At 68.0% G+C, this 20,849-nt stretch carries 10 protein-coding genes; 5 read left to right on the forward strand and 5 right to left on the reverse strand.

The features are described 5' to 3' along the window. Positions 1-154: 154 nt before the first annotated feature. Both UK12_RS28125 and UK12_RS28130 read right to left on the reverse strand, forming a co-directional pair. On the reverse strand, positions 155-700 hold the full coding sequence (locus tag UK12_RS28125; protein ID WP_045305994.1) for a hypothetical protein: 546 nt from the start codon (positions 698-700) through the stop codon (positions 155-157). Continuing rightward, positions 700-7,461, reverse strand: coding sequence for an RHS repeat-associated core domain-containing protein (locus UK12_RS28130; protein WP_197085227.1), 6,762 nt, complete (start codon positions 7,459-7,461; stop codon positions 700-702). Before UK12_RS28130 ends, UK12_RS28125 begins: the two co-directional genes overlap by 1 nt. Here UK12_RS28130 and UK12_RS40100 point away from each other — a divergent pair. Further along, a complete protein-coding gene (locus UK12_RS40100) occupies positions 7,445-7,612 on the forward strand; it encodes a hypothetical protein (protein WP_197085228.1) in 168 nt (55 codons plus the stop codon). The two genes, UK12_RS28130 and UK12_RS40100, sit on opposite strands and share 17 nt — an antisense overlap. A gap of 298 nt (positions 7,613-7,910) precedes the next feature. Here UK12_RS40100 and UK12_RS44580 read toward each other — a convergent pair whose 3' ends face one another. Together UK12_RS44580 and UK12_RS28140 are read right to left on the reverse strand one after the other, a co-directional pair. Then, positions 7,911-12,164, reverse strand: a complete 4,254-nt coding sequence (locus tag UK12_RS44580; RefSeq protein WP_156178976.1) for a LamG domain-containing protein — start codon at positions 12,162-12,164, stop codon at positions 7,911-7,913. A gap of 430 nt (positions 12,165-12,594) precedes the next feature. Continuing rightward, positions 12,595-15,036 (reverse strand): lamin tail domain-containing protein, encoded by a 2,442-nt coding sequence (locus tag UK12_RS28140; protein ID WP_331386668.1) that lies wholly within the window; start codon positions 15,034-15,036, stop codon positions 12,595-12,597. Positions 15,037-15,417: 381 nt separating this feature from the next. Between UK12_RS28140 and UK12_RS28145 the strand changes: the two genes are divergently transcribed. After that, complete coding sequence (locus UK12_RS28145; protein WP_045305996.1) at positions 15,418-17,547, forward strand: NPCBM/NEW2 domain-containing protein; 2,130 nt, start codon at positions 15,418-15,420, stop codon at positions 17,545-17,547. Between the two features lie 137 nt (positions 17,548-17,684). On the opposite strand, the gene UK12_RS28150 is transcribed toward UK12_RS28145, so the two are convergent. Next, positions 17,685-18,797, reverse strand: coding sequence for a HoxN/HupN/NixA family nickel/cobalt transporter (locus UK12_RS28150; RefSeq protein ID WP_045305997.1), 1,113 nt, complete (start codon positions 18,795-18,797; stop codon positions 17,685-17,687). A gap of 284 nt (positions 18,798-19,081) precedes the next feature. Between UK12_RS28150 and UK12_RS28155 the strand changes: the two genes are divergently transcribed. The 3 genes from UK12_RS28155 to UK12_RS28160 all read left to right on the forward strand — a co-directional run. Further along, positions 19,082-20,068 (forward strand): hypothetical protein, encoded by a 987-nt coding sequence (locus UK12_RS28155; protein WP_045305998.1) that lies wholly within the window; start codon positions 19,082-19,084, stop codon positions 20,066-20,068. Positions 20,069-20,218: 150 nt separating this feature from the next. Beyond that, positions 20,219-20,383: a hypothetical protein gene (locus tag UK12_RS40105; protein ID WP_156178977.1), complete on the forward strand. Its 165-nt coding sequence runs from the start codon at positions 20,219-20,221 to the stop codon at positions 20,381-20,383. Positions 20,384-20,401: 18 nt separating this feature from the next. Next, positions 20,402-20,849, forward strand: a 448-nt coding sequence (locus UK12_RS28160; RefSeq protein WP_045305999.1) for a CocE/NonD family hydrolase, incomplete at its 3' end; no start/stop codon positions are given.

A 20,849-nucleotide genomic window follows, 5' to 3' on the forward strand; every position in this document is an offset into this window, starting at 1 on the left:
GTATGCCCAAAACCAGCCGGAACAGCCGACAAGCAAGCCACCGGCGCTTGACCGGCCCCGCCCCTTCAGGGATGACGTTGCCGTCAACTACTGCCGTCAAAACGCCAGGAAGCCCCGCCAGAATTCCTTCTGGCGGGGCTTCCTGGTTAGTTACTTACGGAAGCGAAGGAAACACTTCTCCCCACGCTTTCAAGCGCTCATGGAACTCTTCTCCGGACACCAAGCTTGCGAGATCGAGCGCAGGCGACACGAGATTCTTGGCAGCTCGCAAACGCCGAATCTGCGCAATGTCGAGAGCGCGCCAATCGACCGACAGCTCCCGAGCCTCCTCGGCCGACATCGGAAGCTCTTGAAATAGAAGCTCGATTAGGCCATCCGGATTCAGGATGTCAACTTCAGCATTCGGCGGAATCTGCCGAAGTACGGCGGCAGAGAGATTTAGACGGCGAATCACGCTCTCACGCTGATCGATCGAGTCCGAGGCAACCGCAGCTTCGAGAGCGTACGCGAGCGCCAGTGAGCAGGTGGCCCAGGACTCCACAGACAGGCCGTCACACTCGTCAGTGAGGCGCATCGTCAGCAGCTCAACAACACCCAGCCACTCGCCCGGCCCCAGCTCAGGAAGCGTGGGGGCGCGTCCAGCCAGTACCTGAGAGAGCGACCGCAAGTCGAGCGATGTCAGTTCATTGAAGCGGTTCATCAGAAGTGAACCCCCGCTGCAGCAAATGCATCCTTGCCGATTTGCAGACTCTCGCCCGAGGGCAGGAAGTGGCCGCTGTGGTTGTTGATATCCAGTCCGAAGAACCCGTCTCCCGATGAGCCGGCGATGTCGGCCTCACCGGCCGCGCGAACAGGAGCCCCTCGGGTCAGAACCGAGTGCGAAATCTCTTGCCCATTGACGAACTTCGGCATGATCACGAGGCTCCCGTCCTCCCGCACTGCCCACTTCACAGTCCCGGAACTGACTGCGGAATCGAATCCAGCCGATCCCGGTCCCGCTGGCGTGACACCCAACCTGTCCCCCAGGGCAAGCTCCCTGTCAAGAGTTCCTGGCATCGTATTGGGGAATAGCCCACACGAATTGTTATGCACCAGTACCGGCGTGGTGCCGGCGAGTACATAGTACGTGTGGACGCCGTCGATTGTCAGATCATGCGTGGTCTTCGCCGCTTGATAGAGCCGAACAGTCGAGACTGTGGCCGTATGGCCATCGGCGGTCTGGAGCTCGTCGCCAGGGTTGATCAGCCCTGCGTCAGTCCATTTTTCTGACGTGACACTGTAGAACGGGTGGTTACTGGTGGCCGTGATGACCTTCGGGCCGGTTTCGGTGTCGATGGTCAGGTCGACAAATTCCTTGTCGTCTACCGTGGCGTGAGTGGCGTCGACTCGATGTACTTCACTCTTGTCGCCGTCCGGCTGTGCGTTGGCTATTTCATCGCCAACCGCGAGATCCTCGATCTTCTTGGTCGACCCGTCCGCCATGAGGACCAGAGTTCCGGCCGCGAAGCTATGAGGACGCGCACAGAATCTCGCGGCTGCGGTGCCGATATCGTCGAAAAGGAGAGCTGCATCCCTTGCCGCGACTCCGGCATCCAGGGTGGACATGGCAATGCCGAGAGTGTCGCAGTCGTCCGAGTACTTACCCCCGGAGCCGCCACCCATCGTGCATCTGATGGAAGGGACGATGACGGTGACGTCGGAGACGAACTTCAGGAGATTCTTGCCGAAGTGGTCGTGTTCGTCCCACTGCCGCTGAGTGAGGCAGAGGGGAACTTCCTTGTTTCCACGGCAGGAGACCTTGGTGTTGTATTCCTCCCACCTGTTCTTGAGGTCTTCGACCTGCTTCGTCAGCTCCTGCTGCTTCTTCTTTCCGACAGGGTGGAAGTAGCCGTCGCCGTCGTCGTAGTCGTTGCCGCCACCGTCGTCGTAGGCCGGTCCGCCGCCGCGGCCGTCACCGGCACCGGTGCGGATGGGGTCGCCGGGGCCGTGGCAGTCGTCCAGGCACATCCTGGCGAGGCCGGTGGGGTCGGTGAAGGTGAGTGGGTTGTTGTTGCTGTAGGTGTAGCCGGCTATGGACTGGGGGTCAGCGGAGTTGAGAAGCGGGTCGACGCTGATGAAGCGAGCGGTCTTGGGATCGTAGTCTCGGGCCCCGAGGTGGGTCAGACCGGTCGGTTCGTTGTCGCCGCCGAGGAAGCCGCGATTGCCGGCCCATGCCGACGGGGTGGACCCTCGGGTGTCTCCGAAGGGCGTCGTGCGGCGTTGGCCGACCTCGCCGGTGGTGGCATCGATGTTGAGTTCTGCGGTGCCGTGGTGGTCGGCGACCTGGAAGGCCACCTTGTTGTCATCTGTACGCACAGCCGTGGCCGCGCCGAGGGGGTAGTAGCGGGTAGCAGCGGCCTTACCCGCCCCCTTGAGGAGCTTGACCTCGGTGCTTCCGAGATAGAGCGTCCAGTTCTCCGACGACGGGTCGGAGGTGTCGAGGGTGTGGGTGGTGAGGCGATTGCCGTCCGCGTCGTAGAGGTAGTCGGTGGTCTTGGTGGTGGTTGTGGTGGTGCCACCGGTGGTCTTCTTGACGGTGTCGGTGACCTTGGCCAGGCGGTCCTCACTGTTCCAGGCGAGAACCTGGTCACTGGACTGGTTCGCGGCCGACTTCAGATGACGAGCCGTCGTATTGCCACTGGTGTCGTAGGAGTAGGACTCTCCGACCGGGGTGCCGAGAGCACCGGTGACCCTGCTGGTGCTGGTCAGGGAGTGCGGGCGGGCAGCAGTGGCCGCCGGGTAGGTGTAGGTGGTCTTGCTGTCCTGGGCGGTGTTGCCGGTCGGGTCGTGCTGGGTTTCGCTGGCCCGAGTGCCGTTGGTGTTGTAGGTGTAGCTGCTCCAGTACGGGGCCGGCCCACCCAGAGCGGCGGCGTCAGGTGTGGCGGGGCAGTTGGCGCCCGCGGGCGTGAACGCCTCGGTGAGGCGGGCGAGGTAGTCGTACTGGAAGCACTGCCGGTCGGTCCCCGAGCGGGACGTGTCGGTCACCGAGGTGACGTTGCCGGCGTCGTCGTAGGCGTAGACCGCGGAACGGGCCGGGGTTGGGATGCCGTACTGGTCGGTCCTGCTGGATGCGAGCCGCTGTGTACCCCACTCGTAGGTGTTGGTGACGTAGGCGTCCTTGCCCGCGGTGCCGTTGGACAGCGTGGCCTGCAAGGGTTTGCCGGTGAGACTGTACTTCTGGTCGGTCAGGTACGTGGCCTGACCACTGGCGGTCACGGTCGCGGGACGGTGGAGGTTGTCGTAGCTGAGTGCCACGACCTCGTTGGGCAGGCTTCCGGCAGCCGGATACGCGATCGTCCGGGGTTGCCCGTCGTACCGGTAGCTGGTCCCACTGACGTAGTCCCCTGCCAGGGCCTCCTGTCCGGGGACGGACGGGACCGTGATGGTGGTGCGCTCAGGTCGGCCCAGGTCGTCGAAGAGGGAGTACGTGGTCCTGTACTGGTAGGTGGTACCGGAGACCGTGAGGTAGCGGGTACTCGAGGAGAGCGCGCCCTTGTCACCTGCCGGGTCCCAGGCGCGGGAGGTCAGCAGGGGACCGGTCAGTGAGGTGTCCCGGGTCTCGACGACACGCGAGAGGTTGTCATAGACGGTGGCGATGATCTTGCCACGTCCATCGGTCGTGCTGGTGATCTCACCGCGGTCGTTGTAGGTGTTGCTGGTTGTTCCCGAGTCGGGGTCGACGGTCTTGGTCTGACGGCCGCGCTGGTCGTACTGCCAGGTCCACTGAGTACCCGACGGGTCGGTCAGCTTGGTGAGGTGCCCGGCCGCGTCGTAGCCGTAGGTGGTGCTGTCGTAGCTACTGAGCGTCTTGTCCTTGTACTGGCGCAACTCGGTCATGCGACCGGCGGCGTCGGTGAGCGTGGTGGTGGGTGTCGCACCGTTCGGAGGGATGACAGTGGTCCGGTCGCCACCGTAGGTGGTGACCGTTGTCGCAAACGGAGTGCCGGCGCCGTTGCCGGCCAGCTGGGTGCTCTTGGTCAGTCGGCCGAGGCCGTCGTAGGTGTTGGCGGTCTGGGTCTCGACGCTGGTGGCGTTCTCGACCTTCAGCAGGGTCGAGGATGGAGCACCGGTGGCGTAGTAGGGGGCGAAAGCGAGGACGGACTGGCCCCGCTCGTCGTAGAACGTGTCGGAGAGAATGCGGCCACCGTTGTCGCCTGGGACCTGGGTCTGCCGAGCTCGGCCGAAACCGTCGTAAAGGGTGTAGGCAGTGTCCTGGGAGCCGTCCTCGTTCAGCGCCTTGGTCGTGACCGCCGCGATCCGACCGTCGGTGAGGAGGTACTGGAACTCGTTGTTGGGAGTGTCTCCGTTGCCCTTGGAACGGTTCGGAAGCCAGGCCTTGAGGATGCGTCCCAGGCTGTCGTACAGAACATCGGTACGGCGCCCGTTGGTGTCGACAGTGGCCGTGGGAAGACCACGCGCCAGGTCGAACTCGGTCACGGCGGTCTGTGCCGTGGAGGCGTCGCCGACGGTCGCGGGGGGCCCTGTGACGGTCGACTTCACGGGCCGACCGGTCGCGGGTGTGAAGGACGCGGTGGTGATGCGGGGATTCGTCGCCGCAGTGGTCACCGGGGCGGTGGCATCGGTGGTGTCGAAGACCGTCGAGGATGCCAGGTCGGTCGTGGTGGTGGGGCGTCCGTACTTGTCGTAGGCAGTGGTGCTGTCCAGGTAGGTGGCGCTGGTACCGGTCCGTGACTTGAGGGTGTGCGTAACCGACGCGTCGCCCTTGGTCGGTGCCGCGCCGTACGCCTGGCCGTCGAACTGAACACGGACGTCGGCCAGGACCACGGACGTACCGTCTGCCTGGGTGTCACGGTTGACCGTGGCGCCGCACTTCGCGGCAACCGTCTCGGTGTGGATGGTCCCCTTGAGGATCCAGGCGGCGGTGTTGTCCGCATAGGTGGTGGTAGTGCAGGTGTCGTCGGTGTCGAGCGTGACGTCGCCCAGGCTTTCGGCCTGGGCCGGCCGACCGTAGCCGTCGAAGGTGGTGTTGGCCCGGGTCTCGCGCCACTTGACACCTGCTCCGTCATCGAGGGACGTGAACGAGCGGGTGGTGCTGGTGCCGGTCAGGTTGGAGGTCGTGGTCCCCCAGTCCATGACCCGCTTGGCGGTCTCCTTCTTCCACGGCGTGTTCACGGTCTTGGCGAGGACCTTGCCGGCGGGCCTGTCGAACTGCTCGGTACGGTACTCGTAGCCGCCCCAGGCGGGGTCGTCGGTGAGGGTGCCGCCTTCGCCGTCGCTGATGTCGGTGACGACACGCTTCTTCGTCTTGTCGGCGGGATCCGTCCGGTCGCCGTCCATGCCGCGCAGGAAGAAGTGGTCGGCCTGGGTGGACATTCCGCCGGTTCCACCGGTCTGAACCCGGGTCTGGGCGTAACCGCGCCACTGGGACCAGGTCTTGAGCTTCTCCTGGGTCAGGCCGTTGTCGTCGTCGTAGTGCCAGGCAGCGTCACCGAGGTAGGTGTACCGGGTGACCATGTCCGGTGCGCCACCGGTGCGGTCGGTGGCGGTGACCGTGTTGACGACGTACTTGTTGAACCACTCGGTTGTCACCGGGTCCTTTGTGGACGCCTGGTACATCTGCGGGAAGCAGCGGGTGGTGTTGGTCTGCGGGGTGAGCAGGTTGTTCCAGTCACACGTCGGTGCACTGTAGTTGACGTCGATCTGGCCGCCGAGCTGGTCGGTGACCGTGCTGAGACGCTGCTTGATGAAAGGAGCGCGTCCGTCGCCGACTCTGTCGAGACGGTTGACGAGCTGAGTGTAGGCGAAGGTGGTCTTGGGCAGAGTGACAGCCTCACTGCCCGTGCCACCGATGTGCTCGACCGAGTTGAGCAGGAGTTGGTAGTCGAAGTCTGCGGTACCCCACTTGTGGGTGAGGTTCCAGGTGTCGGTGGTCCGGTAGGCCCCGTCGGCCTGGAGCGTGCCGACTGCGACGCCGGTAAGGCGGGTGCGGGTGAAGAACGCCGGAGAGTAGACGGTGTCGCAGACTGCGTTGTCCTTGCAGTTCTGGTCCCAGGGGGTGTCGTACCAGTACTGCCGGTTGGTGTCGATCGCCGACGGGTCGCAGCGCCCTGCGGTGGTCTCCAGGCACCGTTCGGCGGTGGTGAAGTTCACCTGGGCCATCGGCTTGACGGTGGTCGAGTAGATGTCCGACTGCTGCTGACCGTAGTCGATGCGCTCAAGGTACCCGCCGCGCACGTAGGCGGTGTGGTCCTTGGGGTTGAGGTTGCGGCCGTAGTTGTTGGTCTCGGGGTGGTACCAGTAGGTGATGTCGTTGCCGTTGGCGTCGATCACCAGGTCGAGGTTCCATCGCCAGCCCTGCTGGCACCAGGAGGAGGCGAAGTCTGCCTTGTTGCACGGCTCGCCCGCGTTGTTGCCGTAGACCGGGACCGTGTAGACGGACTTGGTCTCCGGTTTACCCGCGCTCCAGTTGGAGAGGCGGTTGTACCCGAAGTAGTAACGGGTGCCGTCCGGGGTGACCGCGCGGAAGTACTCACCGTCGTCGTCCCCGTTTCCGCGGTTCGGATCACGGCCGCGGGTGACCTTGGTGTTGTCGTCTCCCTTGATCCGCCACTCGTTCGCGCCGACGGGGATCAGCTCACCCGAGTGCCCGGCGAAGCTGATCGTCTCGTTGTCGTACGCCCAGCAGAGGTCGCCGGGTTCGATTCCGTCGGTCTTCACTCCTTCGTCGGCGCAGGACTTGTACGAGCGCTCCACGAAGCCCGGACTGAGGTCGAAGCCGTCGCCGACCCAGGATGCCTGGTTGTTGCTGTTCGCGGTTCGCCCGTCAACACCCCCTGAGTCGTAGGACAGACTGAGCTTGGGGGACAGGCCGCCCGGCATGGCTGGAACCGGCATGTCGTAGGACCAGTTGAAGGAGCCGCTGTTCAGCGCGGTCGACCAAGTGGACGCCGCTGAGAGAGGGCTTGCCTTGTAGTCACCGGACGGCCCGGCCGAGGAGGCACTGGCCGCAAGCAGTGTCACACCGGAACCTGCGTCGGCCGCCCGCGGCGCGAGCGCTTGCAGAGAAGCCGCGGCAGGGGGCGAAACCGCGACAGAGTCAGCGGTGACCGTCTGCTTCTCGACGTCGTTGCTTCCCTCCAGCGGTGTCTGTGTCCGGCACTCGGGTTTTTGGGGAGTCGTCAGCGCGCAGGCCGGGAGCTGAACCAGGTGGAGTCGTGAGCCGAACGCGCCGCCGCCGACCTGAGCGAAGCTGCTGTAGTCCAGCGTCACCTTCGTCTGCCCGGCCGCTGTGGTGCCGGCCAGAGTGAACAGCACGCCGTTCACCCCGGCCTTGTGGGCCGCATCCTGGCCGAGAACCGAGACCTTCGCCTCGTGCACGGGCTCGGAGGCCGCCTGAGCAGCGGCGGAGGCCCGGGACTTGGGAGTCGCCGGGACGGACAGGCCGATGGGCAGATTCTTCACCATGGCGGCCTGGGCGCCGACGGACGCGACGGTGACGATGGCGCTGCCCGGCTGCGGCCATGCCGTGCGTGCCGTCGCCGGGTCACTGACTGTGCTGTCGGCCTTGCGCGGCTTGGCCTTCGCCGCTGATCCCTTGACCGGCTTCTCCTGAGAGGAGACGGCCGGCTTGTGATAAGAGGCTGCCGCTGCGTTGGCCGCGACGGAGATGGTCGGGAGGAGCGAACCGACCAGAGTTGCCGCGATTACTGCGGAGACTCTGGTCCTTGGCGGTCGTTTCCCCGTGGTGGGTGTACTCAATGTGATTCCTTACAGGTTCCGGCCCCTGACAGGGACGGGGGTTTGTGTGGCGCCCGGGTTCGGCTGTCGCGCTACCTGAAGCAAGAAGCGGTCCGGGACGACCGATGACCGCGTGGGACGACCGCAAACACGGTCGGCCCACGCGGTGCCCGTCAGACGCCGGGCTGGGTGGGCAGCTCGCCGCCCTTGCTCGCGAGAAGTGCGATCTGAGTCCCACCCAGGACTCCCTGGTAGGCCCAGACGTCGTCAATTTCGCCGGAGAAGAACTCTCCCCAGGCTCCTGCCGTCACACGGCGGCCGATCTGCAGGCCGGAATACGTGTGCGGCGCAGCCGCGTACGACTCGAAAGGCCGGACCGCGGATGCGGTGGCCACCCGGCTGGTGCAGGTGGAGTCTCCGTCGGCGCAGACGAAGTTTTCGACGCGGCCGTTGACATACAGGGTCACCCGGGAGGCGAAAGCGTCGTAGACCACAGCAAGATGAGTCCAGCTCCGTGCGGGTGTGCCGGTCACGCTCGTCCTGGTGGGGGTGCTGCTGTCGCTGTCGGCGAGCTCCACCTGCCAGCGTCCGGCCGCAGCGTTCCAGCGGACCACCACCGCGCTGTTGCCGTTGGCCCCGGCGAGGGAGAACACGGTCATGTCCCGGGTCGGCGTGGCGGCGGGCAGCACCCAGCCCGCGAGCGTGAAGCTCTCGCCCGTGCGCAGCGGGGTGTTGCGTGCTTCGGCGTAGCCGGTCGTGCCGTCGAGGCTGAGGGCTCCGCCGAAGATGCCGCCCGCAGTGTCGATGGTTGCGGTTCCGCCGAGGGTGGCGCCTGCGGCGAACGGGCTCTCGTCCGGGGTGGTCTTGGCGGTGGCGGTGTTCAGCTTCCAGCGGCCCGCGAGTTGGGGGCGCTGGCGGACCATGTCCCTGGCCTCGGTCGTGGTGAGGACGCGGTCGAAGATCCGGACGTCGTCGATGTCACCGCCGAAGTACTCGCCGTTGGCGCCTTCGCGGTTGACCGCGCCCAGTTGGAGCGGTCCCGGCTTGGCCCAGGGGCTGGTCTGGGTGTAGTCGGACTCTCCGACCAGGTAGCCGTTGATGTAGAGGCGCAGCTTCCTGGCGGTGGTGTCGGAGACGGCGGCCAGGTGGGTCCACTGGTTCTCGGTGGGGCCCATGCAGGGGACGCCGTTGATGATGCTGCCGGGGGTGCAGTCCGGCTGCATGGTGCGGACCAGGGTGTCTGCGGAGGTGTCCTCCTTGTAGCGGGCGAAGAGCCAGCGCTTGTAGTAGGCGGAGTAGTAGATGGAGAACTCGCTGTTGTGCTCGCCGATCTGACTGAGGGCGATGTGGGCGGAGGTGTCTCCGTCGGCGAGTTTGGGGAGCTTGACCCAGGCGGAGACGGAGAAGCTCTTGGCGCCGTCGAGCTGGGGGTTGTTGGTGCGGGCGTAGCCGGAGGTGCCGTCGAGGTGGAGGGCCTGGCCGGTGACGCCGGTGGCGGTGTTGGCCGCACCGCCGCTGAGGGTGAGGGGCGAGGTTTCGGGTTTGCCGGTGACGGTGTTGCCGGTCTCGTCGAGTTCCCAGACGGCCTTTGCGCCGGTGCCGGTGGTGGGCATGGTGCCGCCGGCCAGGGCGGCAGTCTCGGTGGTGGTCAGGGCGCGGTCCCAGAGCTTGACCTCGTCGACCTGTCCCTTCCAGGGGTCGGTGTAGCCGCCACGGTAGAAGAGGCGGCCGAGGTCGAAGGCGTTGCGTGCGGACCAGGCCGCTGGGGCCGGAACCGGTGCGGTGGGTGTGCCGTTGACGTAGAGGGTGATGGTCCTGGCCTTGGCGTCGTAGGCGCCGGCCAGGTGGGTCCACTGGTTGAGTGTGACGGGGACGGTCGAGGCCGCGACCTGCCAGGCGTAGCCGCTGTCGTCGCGGGTGGTGGTCTGCAGGGCCCACTGGCCGCTGCGGACGCCGAGGCTGAACGCGCCGATGTACTGGCCGCCCTGGCTGACGGCGGAGCGGTTGCGGCTGGCGTCGGCGAGGTTGACCCAGGCCGAGACCGTGTAACTGCCGGCGGTGTCCAGCACCCCGGACTGTGCCTGGGCGTAGCCGTCGGCGGTGCCGTCGAACTGCAGGGCGTTGCCCTTGTGACCGGTGGTTCCGCTCTTGGCACCGGTACCCAGGGTGGCGTCGAAGCCACCGCCGCTGCCTGCCAGGGTGGTGGATCCGCTTCGGTCGTCCATGGACCAGCCCGCGCGCTGGGGCTGGCCGGTGCGGACGGCGAAGTAGTACGTCTCGTCCTGGGAGGAGGCGTTGCCCGCGCCGTCGATCGAGCGCAGGGATATCCAGTGCACGCCGGGCTTGTCGGGCAGGACGTTGATGGTGCGGGCCGAACCGCCGGTAGTGGCGATCTCGTTGGCCGCGGAGGGGCTGGTGTCCAGGCCCCACTGGTACTTGACGGTGTCCTTGGACGCCGAGCCGATGGTGAAGGCACCGTACTTGCCGACGCCGTCGGACCAGGACAGGGTGCCGGCCGGGTCCTTGGTGACCGGGTAGTCGGAGGCGCTGACGGTCGGTCCGTCGGGGGCGCTGGTGTCGACGAGGAAGTAGCAGCCGCTGTTGCTGTCCCCCGACGAGGAGGTCGGACCCCACTGGGCGCCGTCCCACGCCCGCATGTCCCAGGCGATCCTGGTGTTCAGCGGCAGGGTGGAAGGCAGGGTGTAGCTGAAGAGCGAACCCGACGCCTTGAAATCGGTGGGGGTCTGACTGCCGTTGTTGTCGGTGGACCACCAGTGACGCTTCCACCCCGTGCCGTCACCGGCGTCCCAGGCTGCGCTGAACTGGACCGCGACCGGCTCACCGTCCGGGTCCGACGCCAACGCCGTGACCTGCGGCACCTTGTTGATCCGCACCGTCGCGTTCTGGCAGACCGACCCCGGCTGCATCGACAGATCACTCATCGCCGTCTGACGCGGCGGCAGGTTGTACCGGATCCTCAGCGCCGCGTTCGTGCTGAACTTCTGCCACCCGTACAGGTCGGACTCGTCCCCGGCCCGCAGACCCAGGTTCAGGTAGTCCCAGCCGCCGTCCGCAGCCCGCTGCACCATGCCCTTCACATCGGAGGCACCGAACTCCACGTCACCGGAGCCGCAACCCGCCCCCTTCGTCGGGTTGACCGTTTGAAGATGCTGCTCCCAGAACCCCGACCGCTGGGTGTCGTTCCAGTTCGTCCCCTCGTCGAACCCGCTGGTCCACCACAACTCCACCGGGTGGTGCGGATCGTCGCAGTTGTCGTAGGAGTGCACCTCCTGGGCGGAGAAGGTCGCCGAGAGGATGCGCTTGCCCGCGAACTGCGCCGTCGGCATCCGGTAGAGGACCCGCTGGACATCCCGCGGCGCGCACCGCGACGTGTCACCGCAGTAACCGACACCGAACTCGCCGACGTAGTCACTGTTGTAGGAGAAGTGCCAGTACGACTGCGAGGAGTAGTACTGCGACACACCCGCCCACTCCGCTGGGCGCGGCGTGTCCCAGGACGGATCGATCACCACCGGGAACACCGTCGCGGGGTCGTCCAGCATGGTCTGGCTCGGCGTCAGTAGCAACGCGTCCTGGGACTGCGTCACCGACACGGCCACCAGTGCGGTACGCCCCGGAACGCTGGGCTGACCGGGACCGTCGGCAGCGCCTGGAGCGGAGCTCGGAGCGGCGGAGCCCGGGACCGCGGAGCGCACGGCGGAACGGGAGGCCGCAGCCCCGGAGGAGGAAGGAGCCGCCTTGGAGGAATCCCACATCAGCGGCTTCGGCGCCCGGAAGACCGTCCCGCCGGCCCCCTTGTCGACCGCCGAGAGCGAACCGTCCGGTTCCCTCCTGATCGTCAGCCCTTCTCCCTGGAGGCCGAGGCGCAGCTGGTCGAGCTCTGGATTCTTCGCGGCCTCCGCCGTGCGGACCACCACGAGCTGGGTGAAGCCGGTCGCGGTTGCGGTCAGCTTGAGATCCACGTCCGGAAGGATGGACCGGTATTCGGCGGTCGATCCGTCCAGCACGGGCTTCGGCAGCGCCTTGGGCCATGAGAGCTTCAACTCCTTCCCGGCCCGGGCCATTCGCACCAGCGGTTGCCCGCTGCCGCCACCGGAGAACTCGACCTCCGACGTCACAGCCCCCGGCGCCACTCCACCGCCCGGCACGATGCGCAGGGTCGGGTCGATATCCACCCAGGCACCGTTCCTACGGGTGCGCTGCGGCTGGAGGTACTCGGTGGCGACTAGCTTCCCGTCGGGCTGGGCGACCACGTCGGACGTCTCGGTGCGCATCGACTCGACCGCGACCGGCTTGCCCGTCCGTCTGGCCTCCGCGACCGCCGCACTCTCCGGTGAGTCCCCCGGGGGTTCGGACACGGCAGCGCCGCCGCCCGCCACCGCATCAGCCGTTGCGGATTGGGCCACACCGGGCACCGTCCCCGCCCCGGCCAACGCCCCTGCGGCGACGACCGCCGCGAGCCATTTGCGGCCGGTCCACCTCCGCCTCGATCTCACATTGACCACTGAACACCTGAGCCTTATTCAAAATTTATCCTTAGAAATCGGAGCTTGGTGGAGACTTGATGGTTAGTCAACGTCCAATGTGATTCGATCGAAACCCAATCGAATTGGGATCGTTCTCTTCGGGCTGCCATCAGCGGCGAATCCGGACAATCCAATCCACAAACGTGTCTGACATCACATGACATCCACCTTTGCACTGTCGCTCGGAGACAGCCCGTTCGACACTCGTGACTCTTCGTCAAGCTGATGACTGTGGAGAAACCGCGAGCCCCGTTGCCTCCTGACGGTCAGGAAGCAACGGGGCTCGCACGTTCCACTCAGTGCACGGCGGTCACGGCCGGAGGCGGACCACCTGCGGGTCGTGGTCGCTCGCCTGGGTGGCGAACTCGCTGTTGATGTGGACGACGTCGTACTTGGCGTCGCACTTCAGGGACGGGCTGACCAGGATGTGGTCGAGCACCTGGGAGTTGCCCTGGTAGACGTAGGAGTAGCGCTGGTTCGCCGGGAGGTCGTTGACCAGGTCGTGCAGGACGCCGCCCTTGGTGAGGGTGGAGAGCGCCGGGGAGAACTGGTAGTCGTTGAAGTCGCCGAGCGAGACCACCCGGGCGCCCGGGTCGGCGGCCAGCAGCTTGGCCACGAAGGCCTGTTCGACGGTGGCCTGCTTCACCCGCTGGACCTCGGAGCTGCGGGTCGGGGACTGGAAGCGGCTGTCCAGACCCTGGTCGCCGCCCTTGCTGTCGAAGTGGTTGGCGATCACGAAGATCGGCTTGTTGTGGAAGCGGAACTGGCCGACCAGCGGCTTGCGGCTGTTGTCCCAGGCCTCGTTGTTCGGGTCGATCCGGCCCGGGGAGGCGGTCAGCGAGGTGGACCGGCCGTGGCCGGTGACGTCGACGGCCGTGGTGGAGTCGCCGCCGGCGATGTCGGTGAAGCTGATCCGCTGCGGGTTGAAGAGGAAGACCTGGCGGATGTTGCCGCCGGGCTCGCCGCCGTCCTTGTCGTTGACCGGGTTGATGGAGCGCCAGTCGTAGGCGGGACCGCCGGCCGCGCGGACGGCGGCGACGAACTTGGCGACGGTGGCACTGGCGTCCACCGTGCCGTCGTTGGTCGGCCCGTTGTTGTCCTGGATCTCCTCCAGGGCGACCACGTCGGGCGAGCGGAGGTTGGTGACGACGCCCTGGGCGAGGGCGGCGAACTTGCTGTCGGGGTCGCCCGGGTCGAGGTTCTCGACGTTGTAGGTGGCGATGGTGGCCTCGCCGGGCTGGGCCTTCGGGGTGACCTCGCGCTTGAGGCCGTTGTCCTTGACGCCGCCCACGGTGTCGGCCGCGATGGTGTAGCCGCCGAACTGGTTGTAGTCGAGCGGCCCCGCGGTGGTGCCGGTCAGCTGGTCGCCGACGTTGGCCTTCGGGAAGGGCTGCTGGGCCACCGGGGTGAGCGACTGGACCATCAGGCGGCCGGAGTTGGGCCGGTTGTAGCCGAGGTAGACCACGCCGCCGCGGGCGCTGCGCGGGTCCTGCCGGCGGGCGTCCACCCAGAGCTCGTTGTACGCGTCGGTGGCCTGCACGACGGGGACGTCCCGGATCTCGACCCGCATGCCCTCCAGCGACTCGTACAGGTCGAGCGCGTAGTCGGCGGGCTTCAGCGGCAGGCCCTCGATCGAGCCGCCGTTCGCGTCGGGGGTGTACGCCGCCGGGATGGAGCGGCTGTCCAGGACCACCGGTGCGGGCAGCGGGTTGCCGGAGGAGACCACGGTGACGACCGGGTTGGTCAGCTGGGTGAGCGACTGGCCGCCGCCGCTGTAGGCCGGGTAGTACTCGGCGACCTTGCCGGTGACCAGGACCGAGTCGCCGGCCTTCACGGTCGGGACGGCGCTGCCGGTGTAGACGAAGATGCCCTCGCTGGTGGCCGGGTCGGCGTCCGGGTTCGGGTCCTGGATCCAGAAGCCCTTGGAACCGTACGTGCGCACGCCGGTGACGATCCCGGGGACGCCCGCGATGGTCCTGCCGAGGCTGGGCGAGATGCGGGTGCCGCCCTGGATGTCGTGGATCCGGACGCTGCCGGGCTCGGTCGGGCCGCCGGGCGTGCCGGTGCCACCGCCGGTGCCGCCGCTCTCACCACGGCTGTTGACCGGGTTCGGGGCCGCGGACTTGAGGTCGGCCGCGTTGTCGTCGGTGTCGGCCAGGCCGGCCGCGCGGGCGACCGAGGCGGTGCTGCCCGCGCCGGCGGCGGCTCCGCTGCCCTCGTGCACCACGGCCGTGCCGAAGCCGACCAGGTCGCGGATCCGCGGCTCGGCGGCGCAGTCGGCGGCGGTCTTGCAGGTCAGCGGGTCGGTGCCCTGGACCAGCGCGACGGTGCCGCTGGTGGCGGACAGGGCGAGGCCGCCGGTCGCGTCGGCGGTGGGCAGCTCCGCGGTGCCGCCCGCACCGGCCGCCTCGGCGACCAGGAAGCGCCCGCCGGGGACTATCGACCCGCTCAGCGGGGTCACGCCCCACTGCGAACTCGCTCCCGGCGTACCGGAGATGTACTGGACGCTCCAGCCGCTCAGCCCGAAGGCCGCGCCACCCCGGTTGGCCAGCTCGATGAAGTCGTTCTTCAGCGTGGCACCGGAGTTGCCCCCGCCGCCGTAGACCTCGGCGATCACCGCGTCGGCCGAGGGCGCGGCGAAGGCGCCCGGCAGCGGGACGAGGACGAGCGAGGCTGCGAGGCCGACCGGAAGGACGGCGGCGCGCAGCAGCGTACGGCGCGAACGGGGGCGGGACACGGCGGGTCTGTTCACCGGGCAGGGCTCCTTCGGCTTGCGCCAGCGCGATCCGGGATTCGAGAGGCGTCCGGATGCTGGCGGTCAGTCAGGGAGCGGGCGGTGCAGGCGCCTTGCACTACCCGCGTAGATCAGCGGCCGGGCCAAAGGTACGCGCGCAGAAAAAGCCACGGCAAGACATCGGACGTTAACTCTTGGCGTGATCTTGACGACTTGGCGACAGCCGCGCGACCTCGCTCGACGAGGCCCGAACATTTTCAAACACCCGCCCTGACAGTGCAGTTGTGGCCTGATCCGGCGTCAGCAGTCTTGACGCGGACCTGAAACCCCGATGTCATATGTCGTGTTCCGTTGGAACACGTTGGTTTTCGTTGCCTCTCACCCTGCAGGAGCCGCACCGTGCCGTCCCGCAGAACCTCCTGGCGCCGCCGATCGGCGGCCGCGCTCACCACGCTCGCACTGCTCACCACCGGCGCCACCGCTCTCGGCGCCGCCCAACTGGCCGCCGCCCCACCGGCGCTGGCCCTGGACAACGGTCTGGCCCTGACCCCGCAGATGGGCTTCAACAACTGGAACTCCACCCACTGCGGCACCGACTTCAACGAGGCGATGGTCGAGGGCATCGCCGACCTGTTCGTGGCGAAGGGCCTCAAGGCGGCCGGCTACCAGTACGTCAATCTCGACGACTGCTGGGCCCTGCCGAACCGCGACGGCGCGGGCGACCTGGTACCCGACCCGGTCCGGTTCCCCCACGGCATCAAGGCCGTTGCCGACTACGTCCACGGCAAGGGCCTCAAGTTCGGCCTCTACTCCAGCGCCGGATCGGCCACCTGCGACGTCCAGGGCTTCCCCGGCGGGCTCGGTCACGAGCAGCAGGACGCCAGGCTCTGGGCCTCCTGGGGAGTGGACTACCTCAAGTACGACAACTGCAACAACCAGGGCGTGGACGCGAAGTCCCGCTACCAGGCGATGCGCGACGCCCTGCGGGCCACCGGCCGTCCGATCCTGTTCAGCATCTGCGAGTGGGGCTCGACCCAGCCGTGGAACTGGGCGCAGCCGGTCGGCAACTCCTGGCGCACCACCGGCGACATCGGCGACAGCTGGTCCAGCATGATCACCATCGCTCACCAGAACCAGCAGCTCGCCCCCTACGCCCGCCCCGGCGCCTGGAACGACCCCGACATGCTGGAGGTCGGCAACGGCGGCATGACGGACACCGAGTACCGCACCCACTTCAGCCTCTGGGCCGAGATGGCCGCCCCGCTGCTGATCGGCACCGATCTGCGGAAGGCCGGGCAGGGCACCCTGGACACCCTGACCAACCCGGACGTCATCGCCGTCGACCAGGACCCGCTGGGCCGCCAGGGCACGGTGGTGTCCGGCTCGGGCGGAAAGGTGGTGATGAGCAAGCCGCTGGCCGACGGCGGCCGGGCCGTCACCCTGACCAACGAGACCTCGTACCCCGCCGACGTCTCCACCACCGTCCAGGCGCTGGGCATCGGCGGCGCCACCTCGTACGCCGTCAAGGACCTCTGGTCGAAGGCCACCGGGAGTACGACCGGCGCGCTGAGTGCGACCGTCCCCGCGCACGGCACGGTGATGCTGCGGGTCACGCCCGGCAGTCCGGTACCGCCGCCGAGCGGCCTGAACCAGCTCACCGACCTCTCCTGGACCTCCGCCGTCAACGGCTGGGGTCCGGTCGAACGCGACCGCAGCAACGGCGAGACCGCCGCCGGGGACGGCCGGACCATCGGCATCCGGGGCACCCAGTACAGCCGGGGTCTCGGGGTGCACGCCCGGAGCGAGGTCGACTACTACCTCGGCGGCACCTGCCGGAACCTGAGCGTGGACGTCGGCGTGGACGACGAGACGAACGGCAACGGCTCGGTGGACTTCCAGGTCTACCGGGACACCGCCCTGGTCGCCGACAGCGGAATCCGCACCGGCAAGGACCCGGCCAAACACCTGGTCGCCGACCTGACCGGCGGCGGCCGGCTGCGTCTGGTGGTCACCGACGGCGGCGACGGCATCGACTACGACCACGCCGACTGGGCCGCCCCGCTGCTGAGCTGCGGCAGCGGACCGGCCGCCGGCAGCCACCCGCTCAGCGACCTGGCCTGGTCCTCGGCGGTCAGCGGCTGGGGCCCGGTCGAACGCGATCGCAGCAACGGCGAACAGCAGTCCGGCGACGGCCGGACCATCGGCATCCGGGGCACCACGTACGCCAAGGGCCTCGGTGTGCACGCCTACAGCGAGATCGACTACTACCTCGGCGGCACCTGCACGAACCTGGGTGTGGACGTCGGCGTGGACGACGAGTCCAACGGCAACGGCTCGGTGGACTTCCGGATCTACCGGGACACCGCCCTGGTCGCCGACAGCGGAATCCGCACCGGCAAGGACCCGGCCAAGCACCTGGTCGCCGACCTGACCGGCGGCTACGAGCTGCGGCTGGTGGTCACCGACGGCGGCGACGGCGTCACCTCGGACCACGCCGACTGGGCCGCTCCGACGCTCAGCTGCACGTAGGCACGTAGGCAACCGGGCGGGTAGGCCCGGGAAAGCCGAAGGGGCGCGGGGACTGCGCGACCACCCTCCACTCAGGAGCACGGTCGGTCGCGCAGTTCCCGCGCCCCGGGTCGTGCGGGCGAGGTCCGGCGGGCTGCTCAGTCGCCTTCGGTGGCCGCCGGGACGGGCTCGCGGATGCCGGCCGACCACTTCTGCTCGACCTTGCCGAACTTCCAGAACGCGAGCGCCCCGGCCCAGGTCAGGATGAAGAGGCCGACGATGGCGTAGCCGACCAGGTTGAGGTCGAGCGCGGCGATCCAGCCGATCGGTCCGGTGGTGATGTCGAACTTCTCGCCCAGCAGGCCGATCAGTTCGATCACGCCGATCACCAGGGCGACCAGCACGGACAGGCCGGTGACGGTCAGGTTGTAGTAGATCTTGCGGACCGGCTTGGAGAAGGCCCACTCGTAGGCGAAGTTCATGAACGAGCCGTCGATGGTGTCGAGCAGGCTCATCCCGGCCGCGAACAGCACGGGCAGCACCAGCAGGGCGTACCAGGGCAGCGAGAAGGCCGCCGCGCCGCCGGCCAGCACCAGCAGCGAGACCTCGGTCGCGGTGTCGAAGCCGAGGCCGAAGAGCAGGCCGACCGGGTACATGTGCCAGGGCTTGGTGACGGCCTTGGTGACCCGGCCGAGGATGCGGTTAAGGAAGCCGCGCTTGTCGAGCTGCCGTTCCAGCTCGGCCTCGTCGAACTCGCCGTCGCGCATCTTGCGGAAGACCTTGAGGATGCCGTTGAAGGCGCCGAGGTTGATCAGGCCGATCAGCAGCAGGAAGGTGCCGGAGACGCTGGTGCCGATCAGACCGGTGACGTTGTGCAGGCTGGAGTCGTCGGACTCGACCTGTCCGGCCAGCGAGCGGATGCCGAAGGCGAGCAGCGCGCACAGGCCGAAGACGATCGAGGAGTGCCCGAGCGAGAACCAGAAGCCGACCGAGAGCGGTCGCTTGCCCTGGCCCATCAGTTTGCGGGTGGTGTTGTCGATGGCGGCGATGTGGTCGGCGTCGAAGGCGTGGCGCATGCCGAGGGTGTAGGCGGTCAGGCCCATACCGGCGCCGAAGACCTGGCCGCCGACGTCGTAGTGCTTGGGCGCGATGACCGCGAGCAGCGTGAACCACCCGATGACGTGCAGCGCGAGGACGAAGCCTCCCATACCGGCGAGGCGGATCCATTCGTCCCGGGTGAGCCGGTCACGAAGACGGCTTGGCGCAGACATGAAGGGGTCCTCTCCGAGTAACAGCGCAGTTGAGCTGGGACATCTTTCCCCCTACCGGTGCGTATTTGCAAGTCATGTGCAACTGCTGGACGCCCGCACCGTGCTCTCCCGAATTCCCCCACCCGCCGCCCCCGCGACGATTCCTGTCCGCGAACAGTCACCCGCCGTACCGAATTCCGTAACCTCCGACCCCTTTCGGCCCCGTCCGCTACGCGCGGATACTCGGATCTACGCGCGAATACCCCCACCCGATGCTCCATCAACTCTTCCGGGAGGAACGGACGATGACCCGTACTCGGATTTCCCGCAGCACCCTGGCCCTGGCCGCCGCAGCGGCACTGGCGGCCGGACTCACCGGCCTGGCGGGCCCGGCCACGGCGGCCGCCCCGGCCAAGAAGGCGGGCCCGGTGAAGACCACCGGGCCGGTCAGGACGGCAGGCACCCCGCACCGGGTGCTGTTCGACAACACCAAGGCCGAGACCGCAGGCAACGCCGACTGGATCATCAGCACCAGCCAGCCCGACCCGCTGAAGCAGAACGCCAACCCGACCACCGAGAAGAGCTGGACCGGCGCGCTCTCCGCCTGGGGCGTCGCACTGCAGAAGACCGGCGCGTACAGCCTGAAGACCCTCCCCAAGGGGTCCACCATCAGCTACGGCACGGGGGCGGCGCTGGACCTGGCCAACTTCGACACCTTCGTGCTCCCCGAGCCGAACATCAGACTGAGCCAGTCGGAGAAGTCCGCGCTGATGAACTTCGTCAAGAACGGCGGCGGGCTCTTCCTGATCTCCGACCACACCAACAGCGACCGCAACAACGACGGCTGGGACTCCCCCGCCGTCATCAACGACCTGCTGACCAGCAACGGAGTCGACAACAGCGACCCCTTCGGCTTCTCGGTGGACCTCAAGAACATCGTCACCGACAACCCGCGCGCGATCCAGGACGCCACCGACCCCGTGCTGCACGGCTCGTTCGGCACGGTCACCGGCTCGATCCTGCGCAACGGCACCACCTTCACCCTGAAGCCCGCCGACAACCCCGCCGTCAAGGGGCTGCTCTACACCGCCGGCTCCAGCGGCAACTCCGGGGCCTTCTTCGTCACCAGCACCTTCGGCTCCGGCCGGGTGGCGATCTGGGGCGACAGCTCGACCGTCGACGACGGCACCGGCGAGAGCGGCAAGAAGCTCTACAACGGCTGGAACGACCCGGCCGGGACCAACGCCGCGCTCGCCCTGAACGCCACCGCCTGGCTGAGCAAGGCGAACTGACGCGCACCGTCGATGAGCCGGTGAGGGCCCGCCGCGGGGGACGCGGCGGGCCCTCACGCCGTCGGCGATCACCGCCTGCGGTGAAATAGGGCGAAGAGTCACTTATTGTCGGATTCTGGTCGTGACCGGACAGTGTGGAGAGGCAGGTCCTTGCCCAACAGTGCCGACACCCGGAAGCCGGAGCCGCACGGTCCCGACGGATCGCGCTCCGGTCACGCCGCGCTCCGCGCCGCAGCGGCCGACGGCGATCCCGGCCCGGCGCAGCACAGCGGCGCCCCGTCCCGGCCGCGCCGCACCCGGCACCCCGTCCCCTGACTCCCGGGAGCCCCCGCCATGCAGCACCCCGCCTCGTACCCGTACCGGACCGCCCGCGAGGACCTGCGCATCCCGCTCGCGGACGGCGTGGAGCTGTTCGCCCGGGTCTGGCGGCCGGTGACCGAGGAGCCGGTGCCCGCGCTGCTGGAGTACCTGCCGGACCGGCTCGGCGACCGGACCGCGCCGCGCGACGCCGAGCGCCACCCCTGGTACGCCGGGCACGGCTACGCGAGTGTGCGGGTGGACGTCCGGGGCCACGGGAACTCGGGCGGCCTGCCCGGCGACGGCTCCGGCGAGCAGGAGACCGCCGACGGCGTCGCCGTGGTGGAGTGGCTGGCGGCGCAGCCGTGGTGCAGCGGCCGGGTCGGGATGTTCGGGATCTCCCGGAGCGGTCCGGGCAGCCTGCGGATCGCGGCGAGGGCCCCCGAGGCGCTGAAGGCCGTGGTGGCCGTCTGCGCGACCGACG

The sequence above is a fragment of the Saccharothrix sp. ST-888 genome (genome assembly GCF_000955975.1).
Classification (GTDB): domain Bacteria; phylum Actinomycetota; class Actinomycetes; order Streptomycetales; family Streptomycetaceae; genus Kitasatospora.

Excerpts from the sequence above, each read along its gene's own strand:
- UK12_RS40100 (WP_197085228.1), top strand. The coding sequence starts at position 7,445 with ATGGGCAGATTCTTCACCATGGCGGCCTGGGCGCCGACGGACGCGACG.
- UK12_RS28125 (WP_045305994.1), bottom strand. The coding sequence starts at position 700 with ATGAACCGCTTCAATGAACTGACATCGCTCGACTTGCGGTCGCTCTCT.
- UK12_RS28150 (WP_045305997.1), bottom strand. The coding sequence starts at position 18,797 with ATGTCTGCGCCAAGCCGTCTTCGTGACCGGCTCACCCGGGACGAATGG.
- UK12_RS28155 (WP_045305998.1), top strand. The coding sequence starts at position 19,082 with ATGACCCGTACTCGGATTTCCCGCAGCACCCTGGCCCTGGCCGCCGCA.